The 21,941-nt window shown below is 71.8% G+C and carries 19 protein-coding genes and 1 tRNA gene; 12 read left to right on the top strand and 8 right to left on the bottom strand.

The window, feature by feature from the left end; genetic code table 11:
* Positions 1–197: 197 nt before the first annotated feature.
* The 7 genes from ACZ3KJ_RS05900 to ACZ3KJ_RS05930 all read left to right on the top strand — a co-directional run bounded on the left by ACZ3KJ_RS05900 (position 198) and on the right by ACZ3KJ_RS05930 (position 4,698).
* The gene (locus ACZ3KJ_RS05900) at positions 198–719 is read left to right on the top strand and encodes a tRNA adenosine deaminase-associated protein (protein WP_467525745.1); all 522 of its coding nucleotides are present in this window, start codon (positions 198–200) and stop codon (positions 717–719) included.
* A gap of 221 nt (positions 720–940) precedes the next feature.
* Positions 941–1,372, top strand: coding sequence for a tRNA adenosine(34) deaminase TadA (gene tadA / locus ACZ3KJ_RS05905; RefSeq protein WP_389519380.1), 432 nt, complete (start codon positions 941–943; stop codon positions 1,370–1,372).
* A gap of 45 nt (positions 1,373–1,417) precedes the next feature.
* Positions 1,418–1,502, top strand: a tRNA-Ser gene (locus ACZ3KJ_RS05910).
* A 139-nt stretch (positions 1,503–1,641) separates the two neighbouring features.
* Positions 1,642–1,818, top strand: a complete 177-nt coding sequence (locus ACZ3KJ_RS05915; RefSeq protein ID WP_385076999.1) for a hypothetical protein — start codon at positions 1,642–1,644, stop codon at positions 1,816–1,818.
* Between the two features lie 43 nt (positions 1,819–1,861).
* Positions 1,862–2,155, top strand: a complete 294-nt coding sequence (locus ACZ3KJ_RS05920; RefSeq protein ID WP_385077001.1) for a Dabb family protein — start codon at positions 1,862–1,864, stop codon at positions 2,153–2,155.
* A 454-nt stretch (positions 2,156–2,609) separates the two neighbouring features.
* Positions 2,610–3,467 carry an RNA polymerase sigma factor SigF gene (locus tag ACZ3KJ_RS05925; protein ID WP_385077004.1) on the top strand — a complete coding sequence of 286 codons (858 nt, stop codon included), beginning with the start codon at positions 2,610–2,612 and terminating at the stop codon, positions 3,465–3,467.
* A 316-nt stretch (positions 3,468–3,783) separates the two neighbouring features.
* Positions 3,784–4,698 carry an RNA polymerase sigma factor SigF gene (locus tag ACZ3KJ_RS05930; RefSeq protein WP_389518897.1) on the top strand — a complete coding sequence of 305 codons (915 nt, stop codon included), beginning with the start codon at positions 3,784–3,786 and terminating at the stop codon, positions 4,696–4,698.
* 272 nt (positions 4,699–4,970) lie between these two features.
* Here the strand turns inward: ACZ3KJ_RS05930 and ACZ3KJ_RS05935 are convergent, their stop codons facing one another.
* A complete protein-coding gene (locus ACZ3KJ_RS05935) occupies positions 4,971–5,168 on the bottom strand; it encodes a hypothetical protein (protein WP_467524970.1) in 198 nt (65 codons plus the stop codon).
* A gap of 226 nt (positions 5,169–5,394) precedes the next feature.
* Between ACZ3KJ_RS05935 and ACZ3KJ_RS05940 the strand changes: the two genes are divergently transcribed.
* From ACZ3KJ_RS05940 to ACZ3KJ_RS05955, 4 genes are all read left to right on the top strand, one after another.
* Entirely contained in the window at positions 5,395–5,913 is a 519-nt protein-coding gene (locus ACZ3KJ_RS05940; protein WP_467525747.1) for a MarR family winged helix-turn-helix transcriptional regulator, read from the top strand.
* A gap of 94 nt (positions 5,914–6,007) precedes the next feature.
* On the top strand, positions 6,008–8,476 hold the full coding sequence (locus ACZ3KJ_RS05945; protein ID WP_467525749.1) for an MFS transporter: 2,469 nt from the start codon (positions 6,008–6,010) through the stop codon (positions 8,474–8,476).
* Positions 8,477–8,580: 104 nt separating this feature from the next.
* Positions 8,581–9,402, top strand: a complete 822-nt coding sequence (locus ACZ3KJ_RS05950) for a YceI family protein (RefSeq protein WP_467524972.1) — start codon at positions 8,581–8,583, stop codon at positions 9,400–9,402.
* A gap of 49 nt (positions 9,403–9,451) precedes the next feature.
* Positions 9,452–9,922, top strand: coding sequence for a PPOX class F420-dependent oxidoreductase (locus tag ACZ3KJ_RS05955; RefSeq protein WP_467524974.1), 471 nt, complete (start codon positions 9,452–9,454; stop codon positions 9,920–9,922).
* Positions 9,923–10,071: 149 nt separating this feature from the next.
* Here the strand turns inward: ACZ3KJ_RS05955 and ACZ3KJ_RS05960 are convergent, their stop codons facing one another.
* From ACZ3KJ_RS05960 to ACZ3KJ_RS05990, 7 genes are all read right to left on the bottom strand, one after another.
* Complete coding sequence (locus ACZ3KJ_RS05960; protein ID WP_467524976.1) at positions 10,072–10,836, bottom strand: TetR/AcrR family transcriptional regulator; 765 nt, start codon at positions 10,834–10,836, stop codon at positions 10,072–10,074.
* Positions 10,837–10,928: 92 nt separating this feature from the next.
* Positions 10,929–12,437, bottom strand: a complete 1,509-nt coding sequence (locus tag ACZ3KJ_RS05965; RefSeq protein ID WP_467524978.1) for an MFS transporter — start codon at positions 12,435–12,437, stop codon at positions 10,929–10,931.
* A 171-nt stretch (positions 12,438–12,608) separates the two neighbouring features.
* Complete coding sequence (locus ACZ3KJ_RS05970) at positions 12,609–14,846, bottom strand: glycosyltransferase family 39 protein (protein WP_467524980.1); 2,238 nt, start codon at positions 14,844–14,846, stop codon at positions 12,609–12,611.
* Positions 14,843–16,339, bottom strand: coding sequence for a bifunctional glycosyltransferase family 2/GtrA family protein (locus tag ACZ3KJ_RS05975; protein ID WP_467524982.1), 1,497 nt, complete (start codon positions 16,337–16,339; stop codon positions 14,843–14,845). The genes ACZ3KJ_RS05970 and ACZ3KJ_RS05975 overlap by 4 nt, the downstream gene beginning before the upstream one ends.
* A gap of 14 nt (positions 16,340–16,353) precedes the next feature.
* A complete protein-coding gene (locus ACZ3KJ_RS05980; RefSeq protein WP_467524984.1) occupies positions 16,354–17,991 on the bottom strand; it encodes an ATP-binding protein in 1,638 nt (545 codons plus the stop codon).
* Positions 17,988–18,728, bottom strand: coding sequence for a response regulator transcription factor (locus tag ACZ3KJ_RS05985; protein ID WP_385079160.1), 741 nt, complete (start codon positions 18,726–18,728; stop codon positions 17,988–17,990). Before ACZ3KJ_RS05985 ends, ACZ3KJ_RS05980 begins: the two co-directional genes overlap by 4 nt.
* Before the next feature lie 243 nt (positions 18,729–18,971).
* The gene (locus ACZ3KJ_RS05990) at positions 18,972–19,871 is read right to left on the bottom strand and encodes a DUF2797 domain-containing protein (protein WP_467524986.1); all 900 of its coding nucleotides are present in this window, start codon (positions 19,869–19,871) and stop codon (positions 18,972–18,974) included.
* A 943-nt stretch (positions 19,872–20,814) separates the two neighbouring features.
* Here ACZ3KJ_RS05990 and chvE point away from each other — a divergent pair.
* Positions 20,815–21,903 carry a multiple monosaccharide ABC transporter substrate-binding protein gene (gene chvE, locus ACZ3KJ_RS05995; RefSeq protein ID WP_467524987.1) on the top strand — a complete coding sequence of 363 codons (1,089 nt, stop codon included), beginning with the start codon at positions 20,815–20,817 and terminating at the stop codon, positions 21,901–21,903.
* The last annotated feature ends 38 nt before the right edge of the window (positions 21,904–21,941 follow it).

Consider the following 21,941-nt stretch of genomic DNA (forward strand, 5'->3'; position numbering starts at 1 on the left):
CTTGCGGACGTGCGCACCGACGTACGCGCCGGCCCGCGATCAAAACAGCCGGACACAGGGAGCCGAAGACGTCCCCTGGACGCCTTGTTTCTGCCACGATTCCGAGTGGGTGGGGCTCGGAGCACAGCTCTCTCCGCCCGTAACCTCCGCCGGGGGGACCCCCAACCGGCACGCCTATGACCAGTGGGAGAGTCACGGTGTACTTCGCCGCACTGCTCGCGCGCACCGAAGACGGGTGGGAAGCGAGCGACACAGAGCTCGACGATGTGGAGACCCTGTCGGATCTGGCCGACCTGGCTCGGGAAGCCTCTCCCGACGAGGACACGGTGCTCGTGCTCATCGAGCAGGAGGACTCGTGGTTCGGGGTCGTCCGCATCGACGGCGAGGACGACCCTCGCATCTACGTCTCCGACGCCGCGGCTGCCGCCCGCAGCTCGTACGGCGAGATCCTGCTCACCGACGAACTGCTCGGCCGGGACGCGGACTCCGGTGACGACCTCGACTCCCTCGACCTCGACGGCACCGAGGACGGCGAGGACGACGACGGCGAGGACGACGGTTCCGCCGCCGAGGCCGTACCGCACGGCCCGGTCGGCGACGCCGCCGTCCTCGACGACCTCGGCGTCAGCGAGAAGGAGCTGAAGTCGCTGTCGGAGGACGCGCTCACCGAGATCGCCGAGGCCCTGGGCGCCTCGGAGGTGCTGGAGACCGTCCGCTGACCGCACCCGACCCGCGCCGGGGAGCCGAGGCCGACAGGGCCACCGAGGCCGACGAGACCTCCGTGGCCTCCGGTCCCGTACGCGACGCCGACCTCGTACGGGACCCCGGTCCGGCACACGCCGGTGACCCGGCACGCGACACCGGACAGGGACGTGCCCCCGTCCCCGATCCTGTGCGCGCCCCCGTCCCCGACCCCGTGCGCGACCCCTGGCGGGCCGCGATGCGGCTCGCCCTGGAGGAGGCCGTCCGGGCCGGCCGGGGCGGTGACGTTCCCGTCGGTGCCGTCGTGCTGGCCGCCGACGGCACGACCGTCCTCGCGACCGGCCACAACGAGCGGGAGGCCGGCGGCGACCCGACGGCCCACGCCGAGGTCCTCGCCCTGCGGCGGGCCGCCGCGCGCGTGGGCGAGTGGCGCCTGACCGGCTGCACCCTCGTCGTCACGCTGGAACCCTGCACGATGTGCGCGGGCGCCCTCGTCCAGTCCCGCGTGGACCGGGTCGTCTACGGCGCCCGCGACGACAAGGCGGGCGCGGCCGGCTCCCTCTGGGACGTCGTCCGCGACCGCCGGCTCAACCACCGGCCCGAAGTGATCGAGGGCGTCCTCGCGGACGCGTGCGCGGGGCTGCTCACCGAGTTCTTCCGCTCCCGCTGAGAACCGATTTCGAAGCAGTGCCCGCCGTACTGTAAGGTCTCCCTCGGTAGCGTGTCCGAGCGGCCGAAGGAGCTCGCCTCGAAAGCGAGTGTGGCGCAAGTCACCGAGGGTTCAAATCCCTCCGCTACCGCTCAAATGAAGGGCCCGGTCCATTGGACCGGGCCCTTCATCGTCTTCGGGCGACATGACGGTTACACTCGCGCCCGGCGACAGGGGGCCCGCAGCGCAGCACGCACGCCCCGCAGGCAGTACTCACAGGGGAGGCCGCGGTGGCGGTGAACGCAAAGAAGATCGCCGTCTACCTACTCGTGGTCTTCGTGCTCTACGTGATCATCACCGACCCGGCCAAGGCCGCGGACTACGTCCAGATAGGCTTCGAGGGCATATCGGACGCCGCGAAGGCCATCGGCGACTTCTTCACCTGGCTCGCCGACGGGGCGCAGTAGCGGAAGGGGCGGCCGCGGCCGTCGCACAACGCTGGGAGTGCCCATGATCCGCCACCTGGTCCTCTTCAAGCTCAACGAGGGCGTCGAGCGCGACGACCCCCGGGTCGTGCAGGGCGAGGCGGCCTTCCGGGCCCTGGGCGACCGGATCGAGGAGCTGCGCTTCTGGGAGCTGGGCTGGAACATCAGCGAGCGCCCCATCGCCTACGACTTCGCGATCAACTCGGCGGTCGACGACGCCGACGCCCTGAAGCGGTACCTCGAGCACCCGGCCCACCAGGCGGGCGTCGCCCTCTGGCGCGAGTTCGCCACCTGGGTGGTCGCCGACTACGAGTTCTAGACCGCACGGCACCACACGCCACCGCACGGCACCACACGCCACCGCACGGCGCCACACGCCACCGCACGGCACCGCACCGCACCGCCCACGCGCCGCCCGCTCACGCGCCGCCCGCCCGGGGGGCGCGCCCCCGGCGCGACCGTGCCGCCACCCAACGCCCTCTCAGCGCCCCTCAGGGCGCGCCCCGAGCCCTCCGCCGCAAACGGCGGGGGGCTCTCGCCTGCCCACCCTCCTCCGCGCCCCTCCGCCCCCTGAGGCCGCTCCCACCCCTTTCGCCCCTCGCGCCCCCTTCATCCCTCCAGCCCCTCCGTCCACCTCCCCACCCACCCCCCAACTTGGTCCCTCAACACGGACTTATGGGGTGCTTGCACACAGTGCACATGTCTTGTGATGCTATGACCGCTTTTGATGGATGAGTGGGCCGACGACGTTCGATGCAGCCCGACAAAGACCGATGAGGACCGATGAAGAGGTGGCGTTGACCGTGTCGGCCAGTACTGCGCCGCCCCAGGAGGAGGCACCCGCGCCTGCCCCCGTCCCGGAGAAGCGTCGCGGCGCGGACACCCGGGCGCTGACCCAGGTGCTCTTCGCCCAGCTCAAGGAGCTCCAGCCGGGCACGCCGGAGCACGACCGGGTGCGCGGGGCGCTCATCGAGGCCAACCTCCCGCTCGTGCGCTACGCGGCCGCCCGCTTCCGCTCCCGCAACGAGCCGATGGAGGACGTCGTCCAGGTCGGCACGATCGGCCTGATCAACGCCATCGACCGCTTCGACCCGGACCGGGGCGTGCAGTTCCCGACGTTCGCGATGCCGACCGTCGTCGGCGAGATCAAGCGGTACTTCCGCGACAACGTCCGCACGGTCCACGTACCGCGCCGGCTGCACGAACTGTGGGTGCAGGTCAACAGCGCGACCGAGGACCTCACCACCTGCTTCGGCCGCACCCCGACCACCGCCGAGATCGCCGAGCGGCTGCGGATCAGCGAGGAGGAGGTGCTCTCCTGCATCGAGGCGGGCCGGTCGTACCACGCCACCTCCCTGGAGGCCGCGCAGGAGGGCGACGGGCTGCCCGGCCTGCTGGACCGCCTCGGCTACGAGGACCCGGCGCTGGACGGGGTGGAGCACCGCGACCTGGTCCGCCACCTGCTGGTCCAGCTCCCGGAACGGGAACAGCGCATCCTGCTGCTGCGCTACTACAGCAACCTGACCCAGTCACAGATCAGCGCGGAGCTCGGCGTCTCCCAGATGCACGTCTCACGGCTCCTGGCGCGCAGCTTCCAGCGGCTGCGCTCGGCGAACCGGATCGACGCCTGACCGGCCGACGGCCGCGGCGCGTGCTCCGTCCGGGTGGCGATCCGTAACCGAACGCCGGATCGAGCGATCACCTGTGCGGGCGAATCGCTCACCTCGGCGGATCCCGACAGATCCGCGCTGAAACACCGTCACACCCCCTTTTTCCAGGGCCGATTCATGACCTGGATGTCGACATGTCACTACAGCGTGTTGCCGACATGTGACATTCTGCCGGAAGCGCGTTTGCCGAGGCTTCGGCTCCGGTATTCAGGTGAAGGCTGACCTTCCTCCCCAGGGAGAGTCCGCCGCGACCGTCCCGCGACCCAAAGGGGGTGGCATGTCCGCAGACCAGGGCAGCTCGAAGGTGCTCACGCTCACGAAGAGCGAGTCCGCGCCCGCCGAGCCCGTCACGCCCGTCGAGCCCGACCTGCTCGACGACGTCACGGCCCTCGAGGCCGCGCCGGCCCCGGCCCTCCCGGCCACCACGGGGGCCATCGACACCCGCACCCTGTCCCGCTCCCTGTTCCTGCGGCTCGCCGCCCTCGACGAGGACAGCCCCGAGCGCGCCTACGTCCGGGACACGCTCATCGAGCTCAACCTCCCGCTCGTGCGCTACGCCGCGGCCCGGTTCCGCTCGCGCAACGAGCCGATGGAGGACATCGTCCAGGTCGGCACCATCGGCCTGATCAAGGCGATCGACCGCTTCGACTGCGAACGGGGCGTGGAGTTCCCGACGTTCGCGATGCCGACGGTCGTGGGCGAGATCAAGCGGTTCTTCCGCGACACCTCGTGGTCGGTGCGCGTGCCGCGCCGCCTCCAGGAGCTCCGCCTGGCCCTGACGAAGGCCAGCGACGAGCTCTCCCAGAAGCTGGACCGCTCCCCGACGGTCGCCGAACTCGCCGCGGTGCTGGGCGTGTCGGAGGAGGACGTGGTGGACGGCCTCGCCGTCGGCAACGCCTACACGGCCTCGTCCCTGGACTCCCCGGCCCCCGAGGACGACGGCGGCGAGGGCTCCCTGGCCGACCGTCTCGGCTACGAGGACACCGCCCTGGAGGGCGTCGAGTACCGGGAGTCGCTGAAGCCGCTGCTGGCCAAGCTCCCGCCCCGTGAGCGCCGCATCATCATGCTGCGCTTCTTCGCCAACATGACCCAGTCGCAGATCGGCGAGGAGGTCGGCATCTCCCAGATGCACGTCTCCCGGCTGCTGACCCGCACGCTGGCCCAGCTCCGCGAGGGCCTGATCTCCGACTAGACGACGGAACCGCCGGCGACAGCGGCGGAACCTCCGCCGACAGGCCGACAGGCCGACAGGCCGACAGGCCACCGAGGAGAAGCCCCCGGCGGCAGGACGCCGAGGAGAACCTCCGCCGCGGAGCCCGGGAGAGCTCCGCCGGGACGGACGGCACGAAAAGGGCCGCCGACGCGCCGTACCGGGCGCGCCGGCGGCCTTCGTCGTGCGGTGGGGCGGGGACGTGCCGGTGCGGCGGGGGGGAGGAGCGGCGAGCCCGGCTCGCCGCCGGTGTGCTACTTCAGCGCCAGCCAGGCCACCACCGCCACGACCACCACCGCGACGACGACGCCCGCGATCAGACCGATGCGGGGACCGGCCGGCGCGGGGGCCTGGCGGGAGGACTGAGGGGCGCCATCGTCGACGAACGCGCGGAACATCTGGGTGCTGCCTGCGGGGTCGTGGGTGCCCTGGGGGCCCTGCGTGTTAGCCATGCCCCGAGACACTAGCGAAAACGGCGGGGACGGCCCAAGTGGGGGTCGCCACAACCCCGTTCCCCCCGCCCCACGGTGCGCCGCCCGCGTCACCCCGTCCCACCAGCGCATTTACTCCCGCAATACTTGCCTTTGCCAACTTTTTGCGAGGCTCACGGCCGTTTTATTTGCCTGTAGCAACCAAGCTCTTCTATGGTTGCCCTAAGCAACAAACGTGGGAGGTGTGATGGCCGGGCAGGCGCAGTACGAGCAGTACGAGGAACTGGTGCGTCAGCTCAGCGCCGTCGGGGCCGTGAAGCGAGACCTCGGGCGGATCCTGCCGCCCGACTGCTCGGCGGGCTCGGCGGCGGTGCTGACGCTGCTCGGCCGCCACGGCGACCTCCGCATGAGCGCCCTGTCCGAGCTGCTCTCCGTGGACATGTCGGTGACCAGTCGGCACGCCGCGCACCTCGCGGAGCGGGGCTGGATCGACCGGTCCCCCGACCCGGCGGACAAGCGCTCCCGCATCCTGCGCCTCACCCCCGACGGCCGGGCGATGCTCGCCGAACTCTCCCGCCGCAGCACCGACCTGCTGGCGGAGCGGCTGGGCGACTGGACCGAGGACGAGGTCGGACAGCTGATCCGGCTGATGACCCGGCTGCGCGCCAGTTTCGGCGACTGCCGCTCGGCCCCGCACCGGGCCCAGCCCCCGCCCCACGTTCCCGTACGCGAATCGACCACCCGTACACCCGCACAAGCTACGTAAGAGAAGGAAGCCCATGGCAACGACCACACCAGCCGGTGTGCGGGCCCACGCCAAGCACGGGGGAGGCTCCTCCGGGCGCTCCGGCGACGCGCCGATGACACACCGGCAGATCATGGAGGCCCTGTCCGGGCTGCTGCTCGGCATGTTCGTGGCGATCCTGTCGTCCACGATCGTCTCCAACGCCCTCCCCGAGATCATCGGCGACCTCGGCGGCGGCCAGTCCGCCTACACCTGGGTCGTCACCTCGACCCTGTTGGCGATGACGGCGGCCACGCCCCTGTGGGGCAAGCTCGCCGACCTCTACAACAAGAAGGCGCTCGTCCAGATAGCCCTGGTCATCTACGTCCTGGGCTCGATGGCCGCCGGCCTGTCGCAGAACGCCGGCATGCTGATCGCCTGCCGCGTGGTGCAGGGCATCGGCGTCGGCGGTCTCTCCGCCCTCGCCCAGATCGTGATGGCGGCGATGATCTCCCCGCGCGAGCGCGGCCGTTACTCCGGCTACCTCGGCGCCACGTTCGCGGTCGCGACCGTCGGCGGTCCGCTGCTCGGCGGTGTCATCACCGACACCGAGTGGCTGGGCTGGCGCTGGTGCTTCTACGTCGGCGTGCCCTTCGCCGTCATCGCCCTGATCGTGCTCCAGAAGACCCTGCACCTGCCCGTCGTGAAGCGCGACGTGAAGGTCGACTGGGCCGGCGCGCTCTTCATCTCCGCCGCCGTCTCGCTGCTGCTGCTCTGGGTCACCTTCGCCGGTGACAAGTACGACTGGCTGTCCTGGCAGACGTACACGATGGTGGCCGGCTCGGTCGTGCTCGCCCTGATCTTCGTGTTCGTCGAGTCCCGGGCGAGCGAGCCGATCATCCCGCTGCGGCTGTTCCGCAACCGGACCATCACCCTGTCGTCGATCGCCTCCCTGTTCGTGGGCGTGGCGATGTTCTCCGGCACGGTCTTCTTCGCCCAGTACTTCCAGCTGGCCCGCGACGAGTCCCCGACCATGTCGGGTGTGCTGACCATCCCGATGATCGGCGGCCTGTTCGTCTCCTCCACGGTCTCCGGGCAGTTCATCACCCGCACCGGCAAGTGGAAGGCCTGGCTGGTCAGCGGCGGTGTGCTCATCACGGCCGGCCTCGGACTGCTGGGCACCATCCGCTACGACACCGACTACTGGAAGACCGCCGTCTTCATGGCCCTGCTGGGCCTCGGCGTCGGCATGATGATGCAGAACCTGGTGCTCTCCACGCAGAACCAGGTGGAACCGAAGGACCTCGGCTCGGCCAGCTCGACCGTCACCTTCTTCCGCTCCCTCGGCGGTGCGATGGGCGTCTCGGCGCTGGGCGCCGTGATGGCCAACCGGATCACCGACTACGCCAAGGACGGCATCGCCGGCCTCGGCCCGGAGTACGCCTCCCTCGCGTCGGGCTCCGGCTCCACCGGCTCGATCCCGGACATGGACACGCTGCCCGCGCCGCTGCGCACGGTCATGGAGAGCGCGTACGGCCACGGCATCGCGGACGTCTTCCTGATCGCGTCGGGGATGGCGCTGCTCGCCTTCGTCATCACGCTGTTCATCAAGGAGGTCCCGCTGCGGACCGCGGGCGCGATGGCGCAGGCGGCCACGGCCGCCCAGGAGGCCCCGGCCGCCGCCGCGGCGCCGGCCGCCGCCGAAGAGCAGTCCACCGACCGGTTCGTCGTCGCCTCCGCCACCGAGGCGGGCACCGACGCGGGCACCGAAGCGGGCCCCTCGGGCACACAGCGGCTCGCGGCCGTCGCCACCCTCGACGCGCCCACGGCGTCCACCGGCAACGGCGGCATCCCCGTCCACGGCTTCGTCCGCGGCGCGGAGAACACGCCCGTCCCGCAGGCCGCCGTCACCCTGATCTCCCTCGCGGGGCGGCAGCTCGGCCGGTCGGTCGCGCAGGCCGACGGCTCCTACGTGCTGGACGCGCCGGGCACGGGCTCGTACGTCCTGATCGCCTCCGCCGACGGGTTCCAGCCGCAGGCGTCCACGATCGTGGTGAACGGCGAGCCGGTCGCCTACGACATCCTGCTCAGCGGCACCAGCGGACTCCTCGGTGTCGTACGGGCGGCGCAGTCCGGCGATCCCGTCAAGGACGCCATGGTCATCGTCACCGATGTGCGCGGCGACCTGCTGGCCACCGGAACCTCCGACGAACAGGGCGCGTTCTCCTTCGCGGAACTGGTGCCGGGTGCCGTGACCGTCGCGGTGAACGCCGCCGGGTTCCGGCCGCGGGCGCTGCCCGTGGAGATCGGCGCGACCGGTGTGACCCGGATCGAGGCCGTCCTCGACGCGGGCGCCCAGCTCAAGGGTGTCGTCCGGGCGCCGCACGGCCCGCTGGCCGACGCGCGGGTCACCCTGGTGGACGCGGCGGGCAACGTGGTCGGCACGGCCACGACCGGCGCGGACGGGGCGTACGCCTTCGCCGACCTCGACGGCGGCGAGTACACCGTCATCGCGACCGGCTACCCGCCGGTGGCCACCGCGCTGACCGTCGGCGGCACCGGCGTCGACGGCCACGACATCCAGCTCGCCCACCCCGGCGAGTGACCGGCCGGCACCACCGGCAGCACTGAACCCCGGCCCGTGCCGGGCGCGCACTGAGCGGAGGCGCGTCCGCCACGGGCCGGTCCTCTTCCTAGGAGTTACCCGAGATGGCACTGACCGCCAGGATCCGCACCCGGGACGGATGGGCCGTGTCGCACGCGGTCGTCACCGTCACCGACATGACGGGCACGCAGGTGCTGCGCGCCGAGGCCGACGCCGAGGGCGCCGTCCGCGACACGACGGCCCTGGCGCCGGGCGCGTACGTCGTGATCGTCACGGCCGTGGGCTACGCGCCCGCCGCCTCCAGCGCGCTCGTCACCGCGAGCGGACGCGCCGAGGTCGGCACGGTGACGCTGGCCCGGCAGGGCGGCACCGAACTGCCGCCGCCCGGCCCGTGGACCGTCGACCCGGCCCACTCCACGGTGGGCGCGGTCGCCCAGCACCTGGGCATCTCCAGCGTGCGCGGACGGTTCACGGAGTTCTCGGCGAGCGTCGAGATCGCCCCCGACGACGTCACCAAGTCCCGGGTGGAGGCGGTCATCCGCGCCGCCTCCATCGACACCGGCAACGGCATGCGCGACACCCACCTGCGCTCCGCGGACTTCCTCGACGTCGAGACGTACCCGGAGATCACCTTCCGTTCGGCGGGGCTGACGGCGGCGGGCCCCGACCGGTGGACCGTCCACGGGGAGCTGGCGATGCGCGGCGTCGTCCGCCCGGTCGACCTGGACCTCGCCTACCTCGGCACCGGCGCCGATCCGTGGGGCGGCGTCCGCGCCGCCTTCCGCGCGACCGCGGAACTGCACCGCGAGGACTTCGCCATGAACTACAACCAGGTCGTCCAGGCGGGCATCGCCGCCATCGGCACGACGCTGAAGGTGGAGCTGGACATCCAGGCGGTGCAGGGAGAGGGGCTCCCCCAGGCGTAGGACGGCCAGGGTCGGGAACGGCGGCCCGGCCCGCCCCTACGCTGGTTCCATGGCACCGAACATCGCGACCAACACCTCCGTCACCCTCGACGAGCTGCTGGACTTCGTACGCCCCCGCCACCGCGCGATCCTGCTCACCCGGCGGGCCGACGGCAGCCCCCAGGGTTCGCCGCTGACCTGCGGGGTCGACGACTCGGGCCGGATCGTGGTGTCCACGTACCCGGAGCGCGCCAAGACCCGCAACGCCCGCCGGGACGAGCGGGTCAGCGTGATCGTCCTGAGCGACGACTGGAACGGACCGTGGGTGCAGGTCGACGGCACGGCCGAGGTCGTCGACGCGCCGGACTCCGTCGAGCCGCTGGTGGAGTACTACCGCAACATCGCCGGTGAGCACCCGGACTGGGACGAGTACCGGGAGGCGATGGTGAAGCAGGGGAAGTCGATCATCCGGATCACGCCGGAGCGGTGGGGCCCGGTGGCAACGGGCGGCTTCCCGGCGCGGCTGGCTCCGCAGGCGTAGGGGCCGCCCGAGAGGCCGCCCGAGGGATCGGGCGCGGGCATCGGGCGCGGGCATCGGGCGCGGGCCCCGGGTGAGGGTCCCGGGTGAAGGTCCCGGGTGAAGGTCCCGGGTGAGGGTCCGGACGCCCGTCACCGCGGCGGCCGGAGCGGTCAGCCCCGCTCCACCATCACCTCGATGCCCGCCACCAGCAGGTCGAGGGCGAAGATGAAGTCCCGGTCCAGCATCTCGGCGACCGTGTCCCCGCCGCGCGCCGCCATGAGGTCCCGGGACTCCGCCACGACCTCGGCGGCCTGCGGGGCCTCGGTCACCGAGGTCATGGCGTGCTGGAAGTACTCGTCCGCGGTCATGCCCGTGTCCGCGACCCGGCCGAAGAAGTGGCCCTCGATCGTGCCGTAGCCGTACACGAACTGGAACACGGCGGCTATGGCGCTCGTGATGCGGTGCGCGGGCAGGCCGGTGCGGCGGACGACCTGCTGGACCGTGCGGGAGAACGCGAGGGAGTTCGGGCCGACGTTGAGGTAGCGCCCGGCGAGCGGCGACAGCCAGCGGTGGCGCACCAGCAGCGTGCGGTACGCCGTGGCCAGCGCCCGTAGCTGGTCGCGCCAGTTGGCGTCGCCGGCCGACGGGTCGGGCAGCTCCAGCTCGCCGTAGGCCGCGTCCAGGGCGAGTTCGAGGAGGTCGTCCTTGGTGTCGACGTACCAGTAGACGGACATCGCCGTGACGTTCAGCTCGGCCGCCAGCCGCCGCATGGAGAACCTGTCGAGCCCCTCGGCGTCCAGCAGCCGCACGGTGACCTCGGTGATCCGCCGCCGGTCGAGGCCCGACGGCTGTCCGCCCCCGCGGCCGCGTCGGCGTGCCCTGTCGTCCAGCCACACGCTGGCCCGCGCGGCCTTGCCGGCAGCAGCCTGTCCCATGGGGCACCTTCCTCCGAGTCCGGTGGGTCCGGTGAGTCCGGTCACCGGTGACGATGGTGACGATGCTAGGTGTGTTGCCCGTCGGCGTCGTTTCACGCGGCCAGGGCTTCCGCCTCCGTCCGCTCCGCCCTGCGCAGCAGCCCCGCCGCCACCACCCCGCCCAGCAGGACGGCCACCGCTCCGACCAGCTGACTGGTCACCAGCCCGGAGGAGAACGCGTCGGTGATCCGCTCCTTCTCCCCGGGCGAGTCCGCCGCGGCGAGCGCCGTGGGCAGCGACGACGCGCCCACCGCGACCAGCGCCGCGAAGCGGGAGGTGAGCACGGCCCCGAGGACCGCCACGCCCAGTCCGTTGCCGAACTCGGCGAGCGTGCCGTTGATCCCGGCCCCCACTCCCGCCTTCGCGGGCGGGATCGCGCTCATGACGGCGTGCGCCATCACCGGGTTGGCGATCGCCGCGCCGACGCCGATGAGGACCAGTCCGAGCAGCGTGCCGGCGTAGCCCCGCGCCGCGAGGAGGGCGATCGCCACCAGCCCGCCGGACATCAGCACCATGCCCAGCAGGATCGACGCCGGCGTCCCCAGCCTCGCCGTCCACCGCGCGGACAGACCGGTGAAGTTGAGGGCGACGACCGCCAGCGCCAGCGGCGCGGTGCGCAGGCCGGCCTCCAGCGGGCCGTAGCCGAGCACGAACTGGAGGTGCTGGGTGAGCAGGAAGAGCGCGCCGCCCATGCCGAAGGTGATGAGGACCGTGCCCGCCACGGCTCCCGTGAACCGGCGGTCCCGGAAGAAGCCCAGGTCGAGCATGGGGTACGGGATCCTGCTCTCCCAGTACGCGAAGAGGGCCAGGACGAGGAGCGCGACGGCCGCCGTGGCCGTCACCCGGCCCGACGTCCAGCCGTGCTCGGGGCCGGAGATGATCGCGTACACCAGCGCGGTCATGCCGATCGTGGAGAGCAGGGCGCCCGGCAGGTCGGGGCGGTCGCCCCGGGGGTTCCTGGACTCGGGGACCAGGGCCACGACCGCGACCAGGCCGAGGGCCGCGACGGGCAGGTTGATCAGGAAGATCGCGCCCCACCAGAAGTGGTCGAGCACGAAACCGCCGATGAGCGGGCCGGTGGCGAAGCCCAGCGCGTTCACCGCGGACCAGATGCCGATCGCCTTGGGCTGCTCGGCGGGCGTGAAGATCTGCATCGCCACCGCGAGGGTGGTGGTCAGCAGCAGCGCCCCGCCGACGCCCATGCCGGCGCGCGCGGCGATCAACTGGCCGCTGGTCCCGGCGAGGCCGGCCACCAGCGACCCGGCGCCGAACAGGGCCAGGCCCGTGATCAGCATCTTCTTGCGGCCGTAGCGGTCGGCGGCGCTGCCCGCGGTGAGCAGCAGACCGGACTGCACCAGCGAGTAGGCGTTGATCATCCACTGGACGTCGGAGGTGGCCGCGTCCATCTCACGGGTCAGCGAGGGGATCGCCACGTTCAGGACGGTGTTGTCGAGCAGCACCGTGAGCTGGGCCAGACAGATCACCCCGAGGATGAGCCAGCGCTGGGGGTGGCCTTCGGGGGACTCTGCGGTGGGCCGGGGGGCGGGGCGGGAGGCGGGCATGCTGTACACCGTAGAGGAAGCCTTATACGGCGTACAGCACTGATCGCCGACCGTACGCGACGGAAAGCCGGCCGCGCCCGGCCGAAAGCCGACCGTCCCCGACGGAAAAGGGCGGTGGCCCGGGGTCGAAACCCCGGGCCACCGCCCGTCTGCGAACCGTTGTCCCCTGTGTCAGTCACTCGCCTTCTGCGTGAGGTCGTAGAAGGTGGCCGAACCGACCGTGACCTGCTTGAAGTTGGCCTCGACCCACTCGGTGATCTGCGACGAGGTGCCGTCGCCGCTGCCTCCCATGCCACCGCCGGAGCCGCTGCTGACGAAGTAGTGGATCTTGCCGTCGGCGACGTACTGCTTGAACTGCGCCAGCGTCGGGGACGGGTCGGTGCCGTTGAAGCCGCCGATCGCCATCACCGGCTCGCCGGTGGCCAGCTGGTAGCTCGCCGCATTCTGGGCGCCGATCGCCGCCGCGGCCCAGGTGTACTGGTCGGAGTCGGCCTCCAGCAGCTTCTTCGCCTCGTCGGTGACCGTGGCGCCGTTGATCAGGCCGCCCACGCCACCGCCGCCGCCCATGCCCCCGCCCTCGCCGGTCCGGCCGCCGGGGAAGCCGTTGCCCTGCTGGTTCTGGGTGTTGCCGTTGCCGTTCTGCTGGTTCTGGCCGGGCATACCGCCGCCGGGGAAGCCACCGCCCGGGAAGCCACCGCCGTTCTGGCCCTGGCCATTCTGGCCCTGCTGGCCGGGCATGCCGCCGCCCATGCCGCCACCGCCGCCCATGCCGGGACCGCCGCCCCGTCCGCCGCCCATCATCGACGCGCCCGCCGGGCCGGCCGTCGGGATCGAGCCGGTGTGCGCGGAGTTCACGGTGCTCAGCGTGTACGCCGTCGGTCCGGCCAGCGCCGCGACCACGCTCACGGCCGCCGCCGCGAGGGCCAGCTGCCGGGACAGCCGCCCCGCGAAGACCAGGCCGAGCGCGCCGGCCAGGCCGCCGATCAGGACCAGCCACTTCAGCCAGGGCAGGTAGTCGGAGGTGCGGTTGAGCAGGACGTATCCCCAGACCGCGGCCGCCACGGAGGCGGCGGCGAGGGTGATCGACGCCCAGAGCTCGGACCGCTTCTCCCACAGGATGCCGGCGCCCATGCCGATCACGGCCGCCAGATAGGGGGCGAGGGCGATCGTGTAGTACTGGTGGAAGATGCCCGCCATGTAGCTGAAGACCACCATGGTGATCAGCAGCGAGCCGCCCCAGACCAGGAACGCGCCCCGGGTCGCCGAGGTCCGCTTCGCCCGGCGGGTCGCCACCAGGCCCGCGACCAGCAGGATCAGCGCGGCCGGGAGCAGCCAGGAGATCTGGCCGCCGATCTCGGAGTTGAACATCCGGTCCCAGCCGGTCTCGCCCCACTGGCCGGTGCCGCCGCCGGCGCCGCCACCGCCGCCGACACTGCCGGTCTCCTCGCCGTTGAGGCGGCCGAGACCGTTGTAGCCGAAGGTCAGCTCCAGGAAGGAGTTGTTCTGCGAGCCGCCGATGTACGGGCGGGAGGAGGCGGGCCACAGTTCGACGATCGCGACCCACCAGCCGCCGGAGACGACCAGCGCCCCGGTGGCCACGGCCAGCTGTCCGAAACGCTTCTTCAGCGGCACCGGCGCGCAGACCGCGTACACGACGGCCAGCGGCGGCAGGACCAGGAAGGCCTGGAGCGTCTTGGCGAGGAAGGCGAAACCGATCGCGACACCCGCCCACACCAGCCACTTGGTGCGGCCGTCCTCCAGGGCACGGGTCACGAAGTAGCAGGCCACGGCCATCAGCAGCGCCAGCAGCGCGTCCGGGTTGTTGAACCGGAACATCAGCGCGGCGACGGGGGTGAGCGCGAGCACCGCGCCCGCGATCAGACCGGCGGCCGGGCTGAACCGACGGCGCACGCCCGCGTAGACGACGGCGACCGTGCCGACGCCCATCAGGACCTCGGGAGCGAGGATCGCCCACGAGTTCAGGCCGAAGATCTTCACCGACAGCGCCATCGGCCACAGCGAGGCCGGGGGCTTGTCGACGGTGATGGCGTTGGCCGCGTCCAGCGAGCCGAAGAACAACGCCTTCCAGGACTGGCTGCCGGCCTGGACGGCCGCCGAGTAGAAGGAGTTGGCGTAGCCGGAGGCGCTGAGGTTGTAGAGGTAGAGGACGAGGGTGGCGAGCAGCAGGCCGAGGAAGGCCGGGCGCACCCAGCGCGGGTCCTCGGGACGGCCGCGCCACAGCCGGCGCGCCAGGGGCTGCTTCGGCTCGCCCGCCTCGGGGGTCGGGCCGGCCGGATCGGACGGGTGGGCCGGATCAGCCGGGTGGGCCGGGTCAGCCGGGTCGTGTCCCGCGGGCGTCACGGTCTCCGGCCGGCTCCAGGAGTCCGGCCGGTCGAGGTCGGTGGTCATCGGGCGTCCCTCGGATCGGTGTCGTGGGGGCGCACCGGCTGCAACTGCATGGTGGCGTCCCTCCAGGTGCCGTCCGCGGCTTCGCCGGCGCGGAACTGGGTGGTGTCGTGCGGTGCGCAGGCGCCCTGGGCCGTGCCGTGGCCGTGCGCCACCGGTGCCTGTGCCGCCGGTGCCTGCGGGGCGCCGGCGGCCGGGTACGCCGTCGGTACCGGGACGGAGGAGGCGACGACGTGCGTCGGCCGGCTCTCGCCCTCCCGCCGGTCGGAGAAGACCCACACCCGGAAGAGCAGGAAGCGCAGCACGGTCGCCGCGAGGTTGGCGGCGATCAGGACGGCCAGTTCGGTGGAGTGCGCCGGGTCGGAGGTCGCCGCGTTGAGGGCGACGAGCGAGCCGCTGGTCAGCGCGAGGCCGATGCCGAAGACGACCAGGCCCTGGGCCTGGTGACGGGCGGCGCCGGCGCGACCGCGCACCCCGAAGGTGAGCCGGCGGTTGGCCGCCGTGTTGGCGATCGCGGAGACGAGCAGCGCGAGCGCGTTGGCGAACTGGGAACCGGTGAACTGCCGGAAGCCGCTGTAGAGCAGCAGGTAGAAGAGGGTGGACAGGCCACCGACGACACAGAACCCGACGAGCTGCCGGGCCAGTCCCTTGGGTACGTCCATGATCTCGCGGTCGCGGGGGTCGTCACCGAACGGCCTGGTCAGCCGGTCCAGCGGCAGGGAGCCGGTGGCCAGTGCCCGGCCCACGCGCCATACCCCCTTCAGATCGTCGGTCGCCGTCTTCACGATGTGCACCGTGGAGTTCGGGTCGTCGACCCAGTCGACCGGCACCTCGTGGATACGGAGACCGGCGCGCTCGGCGAGGACCAGCATCTCAGTGTCGAAGAACCAGCCGGTGTCTTCCACCAGGGGGAGCAGGATCTGCGCGACGTCCCGGCGGATCGCCTTGAAACCGCACTGCGCGTCGGAGAAGCGCGCCTGGAGCGAGCCGCGCAGGATCAGGTTGTACGAGCGGGAGATGAACTCCCTCTTGGCGCCGCGGACCACGCGGGAGCTGCGGGACAGCCGCGAGCCGATCGCCAGGTCGGAGTGGCCGGAGATCAGCGGCGCCACCAGCGGCAGCAGCGCGTTGAGATCGGTGGACAGGTCCACGTCCATGTACGCGAGGATCGGGGCCTCCGAGGCGGACCAGACGGTCCGCAGCGCACGGCCGCGGCCCTTCTGCTCCAGCCGGAAGGACGTCACCTCGGGGATGCGCGACTCCAGCAGCCGCGCCACGTCGGGGGTGGTGTCGGTCGACGCGTTGTCCGCGATGGTGATGCGGAACGGGTACGGGAACGTCCGCGCCAGGTGGTCGTGCAGTCTGAGGACGCACGGCTGGAGGTCCTTCTCCTCGTTGTAGACGGGGATCACTACGTCCAGGACAGGCGTACCGGCTGCGTCGGCCGGGAGGTGCTCCCGCGCCGGCAGGGTGCCGGGAGAAGAGTCGGTTCGCATGTCAACGACCTTCGTCAAGTGCCCTGTTGCACCCATGTGGTGGCACTGTGGTGTACCTGTGAGTCAAGTTGCCAGTTCGTTTCGGCGGCCGGCTGGGGAACGGGCGGGGCAAGTGCGGGCAAATAGACGGTGAACACGGTCTGTCCGGGCACGCTGTCCACGGTGACGGCACCGCCGTGCGCCGTGGCGACGGCCTGCACGATGGCCAGGCCGAGGCCGGTCGAACCGGTGGAGCGGGAGCGCGCCGAGTCGCCGCGGGCGAAGCGTTCGAAGACGTGCGGGAGCAGGTCCGGCGGGATGCCCTGGCCGTTGTCCTGGACGTCCACGCACAGCCACGGGCCGCGCCGCTGCACGCGTGCGGTGACGGTCGTCCCGGGCGGGGTGTGCGTGCGGGCGTTGGCGAGCAGGTTGACGAGGACCTGTTGCAGGCGGGCGGCGTCGGCGGAGACGAGGGCCGGCTCGTCGGGCAGCTCCAGCCGCCAGACGTGGTCCCGGCCGGCGGCGCGGGCGTCGCTGATGGTGTCCACGACCAGCGGGATCAGGTCGGTCTGCTCGAACTGCAACGGGCGGCCCGCGTCGAGGCGGGCGAGCAGCAGGAGGTCCTCGACGAGCAGGGTCATCCGGCCGGCCTCGGACTCGATCCGGCCGAGGGCGTGCCGGGTGTCCGGCCCGACCTGCTCCCGGCCGCGCCGGGTGAGCTCGGCGTACCCGCGGATGGACGCGAGCGGTGTGCGCAGCTCGTGGCTGGCGTCGGCGACGAACTGCCGGACCCGCATCTCGCTCTGCTGGCGGGCGTGCAGGGCGCCGTGGACGTGGTCGAGCATCCGGTTGAGCGCGGCGCCGACCTGGCCGACCTCGGTGTGCGGGTCGGTCTCGGACTCCGGGACGCGTTCGCTGAGGTGGACCTCGCCGGTGTGCAGGGGCAGCTCGGAGACACGGGTGGCGGTGGCGGCGACCTTGCGCAGCGGGCGGGTGGCCACGCTGACGAGGACGAAGCCGGCGATGGCGGCGGCGACCAGACCGGCCGCCGTGACGCAGACCTCGGCGAGGAGGAGGGTGGTGATGGTGTTGTCGACTTCGTGGGTCGGGATGCCGACGTAGTAGTCGCCGTTGTTGCCCTGGACGAAGCGGACCCGGTAGTCGCCGAGACCGGGGATCTCGACGGTGTGTTCCTTCTCGTCCTGGGCGACCGTGCCGAGGGCCTTGATCTGCGTCTCGGTGAGGGCCTTGTCGTTCAGCCGCGGGATGTTCTGGTCGTCGTTGGACTTCTCGCCGATCTTGGCGTCGGTGATCGATCCGTTGTCGACCTTGGCCGCGAGGGTGCCGCTCGGCTGCGGGGCGCGGGTGACGAAGTCGGCGAGGTCAGTCGCCTTGGCCTGCTCGGGCACCGTGGTGCCGTTGCCGTCCTTGCCGCCGCCCTTCTGCTCCCCCTCCAGCCCGACCGGTCCGCCGGAGACCCGCATGCTGGCCTCGCGCAGCGAGTTGTCCAGCTGCTCGTACAGGTGGGACCGCAGCGCGAGGGTGGTCACGGTTCCGATCACCGCGCACACGACCGCGATGAGGGCCACGGACGCGACGACGAGCCGGGTCCGCAGGGTGCGCGGCTGTCCCGCTCGTCGCTTCTGCGGACGCGGCCGTCGTCGCCCGCTCATGACGCCGCGGGCTTGATCAGGTAACCGGCGCCACGCCGGGTGTGGATCATCGGCTCACGCCCCGCGTCGATCTTGCGCCGCAGGTACGAGATGTAGAGCTCGACCACATTGGCCTGGCCACCGAAGTCGTACGACCACACACGGTCGAGGATCTGGGCCTTGCTGAGCACGCGCCGCGGGTTGCGCATCAGGAAGCGCAGCAGCTCGAACTCGGTGGCGGTGAGGTGGATGTTCACCCCGGCGCGCGACACCTCGTGGCTGTCCTCGTCGAGGGTGAGGTCCCCGACGACCAGCACGGAGTCGGAGCGGCGGTCGGCGGCGCCGGAGCGCCGGATGAGCCCGCGCAGCCGGGCGACGACCTCTTCCAGGCTGAACGGTTTGGTGACGTAGTCGTCACCGCCGGCGGTCAGACCCGCGATCCGGTCCTCGACCGCGTCCTTGGCGGTCAGGAACAGCACCGGGACGTCCGGCAGCTCGCGCCGCAGCCGGCCGAGGACGGTCAGTCCGTCCATGTCGGGCAGCATCATGTCCAGGACGACGGCGTCGGGGCGGAACTCGCGCGCGGTCTGGATGGCGCCCGTGCCGTCCCCCGCACTGCGGATCTGCCATCCCTCGTAACGAAGGGCCATGGACAGCAGCTCGGTGATCGACAGTTCGTCGTCCACCACAAGCACCCGGACGGGGCTCCCGTCCGGCCTCAGCAGTTCGGTGCGCCCCTGGGGCGAGGTCGTGGTCATGGAGGACACCATGTCGCCGTCCTCTGAGAGCACGCTTTTCGCTGTCTGTGATTTTCCTGAGAAACACACAGGCAGCTCTTAGGAAAGACCTAACAAGCACTCCCTTTGTTCATCTATCGACCGCTTTGCCCACCCCTTCCCAGGGGGTGGATGTCCTGATTACTCGATCGAAGTCCTTAAAAAAAGCTGTCACCGGGCCTGCCCGCTCTCATCTGCGCCGGGTCAGAACGGCTCTGCGCCGGGTCAGAACAGCCCGTCCTGGAGCCGCCGCCCCTCTCCCCTGAGCCGCCGCAGGGGCAGGGGGAGGGGCAGCCGTGGTGCCCCCTCACCGCCGTCGGCCGTCGCCGGCACCAGCTCCCAGCCCCTCATCAACCGGGTGTCGAGCACGACGACCCCCCGCGCGGTCGCCAGGTGCAGATCCGGTCCGGCGGCCGCCACCAGTTCCCCGTCGACCGCGGCCCCGGCGACGAGCTCACTCACCTCCGCGACGGCGGGCGGGGCCCCGGCGAGCCCGAAGGCGTGGAGGTGGTCGACGGCCCGGAAGGGCTCCCGGACGAGCGTCTCCGGCCAGCCGGCCAGCGCGGCGGCCCGCGCGTGCAGCTCCGACGTCTCGACGGCCCGTTCCGCCTCGCCCTCCGGCAGCGCCGCCCGCACCGCCCGCTTCTCGGCGTACGGGATCCGGTCGGGCACGCCCAGGGCAGCGCGCAGCAGCTCCTCCGTACGCCGGGCGGCCATCAGCGGGCCCGTGCCGAGCCAGCTGAAGCAGACGGCTCCCTGCTCCAGCAGCCGGGCCGTCCCCCGTTCGACCGCCGTGATCCCGACCTTGACCAGGCCGGGCCCGAACCATGCGAGGTACACCCGGTACGGCCGGGGATCGTCGGCGATCCCGTCGGCGGCGACGGAGTGCGCCCGGTCCAGCCGCGCGCACTCCTCGCACCGGGCCCCCGCGCTCCTCCCCGGCACGACCGCCCGCACCGGACACGGATGCCCCCGAGCCCCCACGCATCCGCGCACACCCCCTTCCGCGACCCCGAAGGCCACCCGCTTCCCCCAGGACAGCGGGCTGCGACGCCCGCCGTCCCACATCAGCACGGGCCCCTGCGCCGACCACCGCAGCCCCGTGCACCTCCACACCCGTGCCATCACCCACCACGGTAGGCCCCACCACTGACAACGCCCCCTCGCTCCGGCGCCCGCACCCCTCACCCCTCGCGACGCCGCACACCCGGCGGCCTGCCCCGCCCCGCCCGCTGAAGTGCCCACGAGGTCGGAGAACTCAGCCCCCCGGTCCCGGGCCCCCGCGCCCACGAGGGCACCGGAGGCGGCCCACTCCCCACCCCCACTCCCTCGGCCGGCAGCGGACCGCCACCAGGCGCCTCAACAGGAGGTTCCGCCGGAGACCGACGCGATCCCCCACGCCCCATCAGCCACTCCACCAACACCTACCTCACACAGTTTCCGTCCATTCCGTTGACAGCCTGCACACCCGCTCCTAGGGTCACACGCCACGCCCAATCCCCGACTGCGTGACGGTATTTCGAACGGTTGAAAGGCGAGTGCCCTGCGCATCCCCGGAAAGAGCACACGTGTGTCCGCGACGCGGTTATGCGGCCTGACGTACGTACAGGCGCACACCGGCAGAGGGACCACACGAGCCGGCGAGCCCCGGGTGCCCGGCCGTACCGGCGCCGACGCCCGCACCGCCCGCACGGACGCCGACACACCGACCGGCGCTCCGCGGAACACCGCGCCCCCTGAGCACCGGCTCGAGCGGCGAATCCGCCGACCTGACCCCCCATCACCTCGGCATCGCAGGACCGCCGGACGGATCCGCCGCGGCACACCGCTCCAGCCGACGGACGACCCGTCCAGATCACACGGCACCCAGCCGTAACGAACCCCTACGGCATCCGCCCCCGGACACCGCCCGGGAACGAGCACGGCGCGCCCGCCGCACGCCCGCCGCACGCCCCCTGCTCACCACCCCGCGCCGGCCCGTTCCACCGCTCCATCGCGCACCACCGCTCGGCACCGGTCTGATACGCCGTCATCCTCTCAACGACGAGAAGAACCAGGAACGATCACCATGCGCAACCGAAGAGCCGCCCTCGCCGCCCTCGCGGGAGCCACGTCCCTCGCCCTCACCCTGTCCGCCTGCGGCAGCCAGGACGTCGGGGCGAGCTCCGAGGGCGGCACCATCGGCATCGCCATGCCGACCCAGGCCTCCGAGCGCTGGATCATCGACGGCAAGAGCGTCGTCGACGATCTGAAGGCGAAGGGGTACAAGGCCAAGCTGGTCTACGGCGAGGACGACCCGGCGACCCAGGTCTCGCAGATCCAGAACCTGATCAAGCAGGGCGTCGACGCGCTGATCATCGCGGCCATCGACAACAAGTCGCTGAACGACGTGCTCGAGCAGGCCGCCGCCGCGGACATCCCGGTGATCTCCTACGACCGGCTCATCCTCGGCACCGAGAACGTCGACTACTACGTCTCCTTCGACAACGAGCAGGTCGGCCGGCTCCAGGCCCGCTACATCATCGACCAGCTCGGCCTGGAGGACGGCAAGGGCCCGTTCAACATCGAGCTGTTCGCCGGCTCCAGCGACGACAACAACACCAAGTACTTCTTCGACGGCGCGATGCACCTCTTGCAGCCGTACCTGGACAGCGACCAGTTGGTCGTCCGGTCCGGCCAGACCGCGCTCGACGAGGTCACCACCCTGCGCTGGGACGGGGCCACCGCGCAGAAGCGCATGACCGACATCCTCGCCGAGTCCTACGGGAGCAGACAGGTCGACGCGGTCCTCTCCCCGTACGACGGCATGTCCCTCGGCATCCTGTCCGCGCTGAAGGCGGACGGCTACGGCTCCGGCGACAAGCCCCTCCCGATCATCACCGGGCAGGACGCCGAACTGGCCTCGGTGAAGTCGATCAAGGCGGACCAGCAGGCGCAGACCGTCTTCAAGGACCCCCGCCTGCTCGCCGAGGTCGCCGCGGACATGGCCGACGACATCCTCAACGACAAGACGCCGAAGATCAACAACCGCAGGGCCTACAACAACGGCATCAAGGCCGTCCCCGCCTACCTGCTGCAACCGACGAGCGTCGACAAGACCAACTACGACTACGTCCTGATCGCGGGCGGCTACTACACGGACGCCGACCTCAAGTAGCCGCACGCCCGACCGGGGCCGACCCCCGGGGCACGCTC

Source organism: Streptomyces sp. NPDC003248, assembly GCF_055563235.1.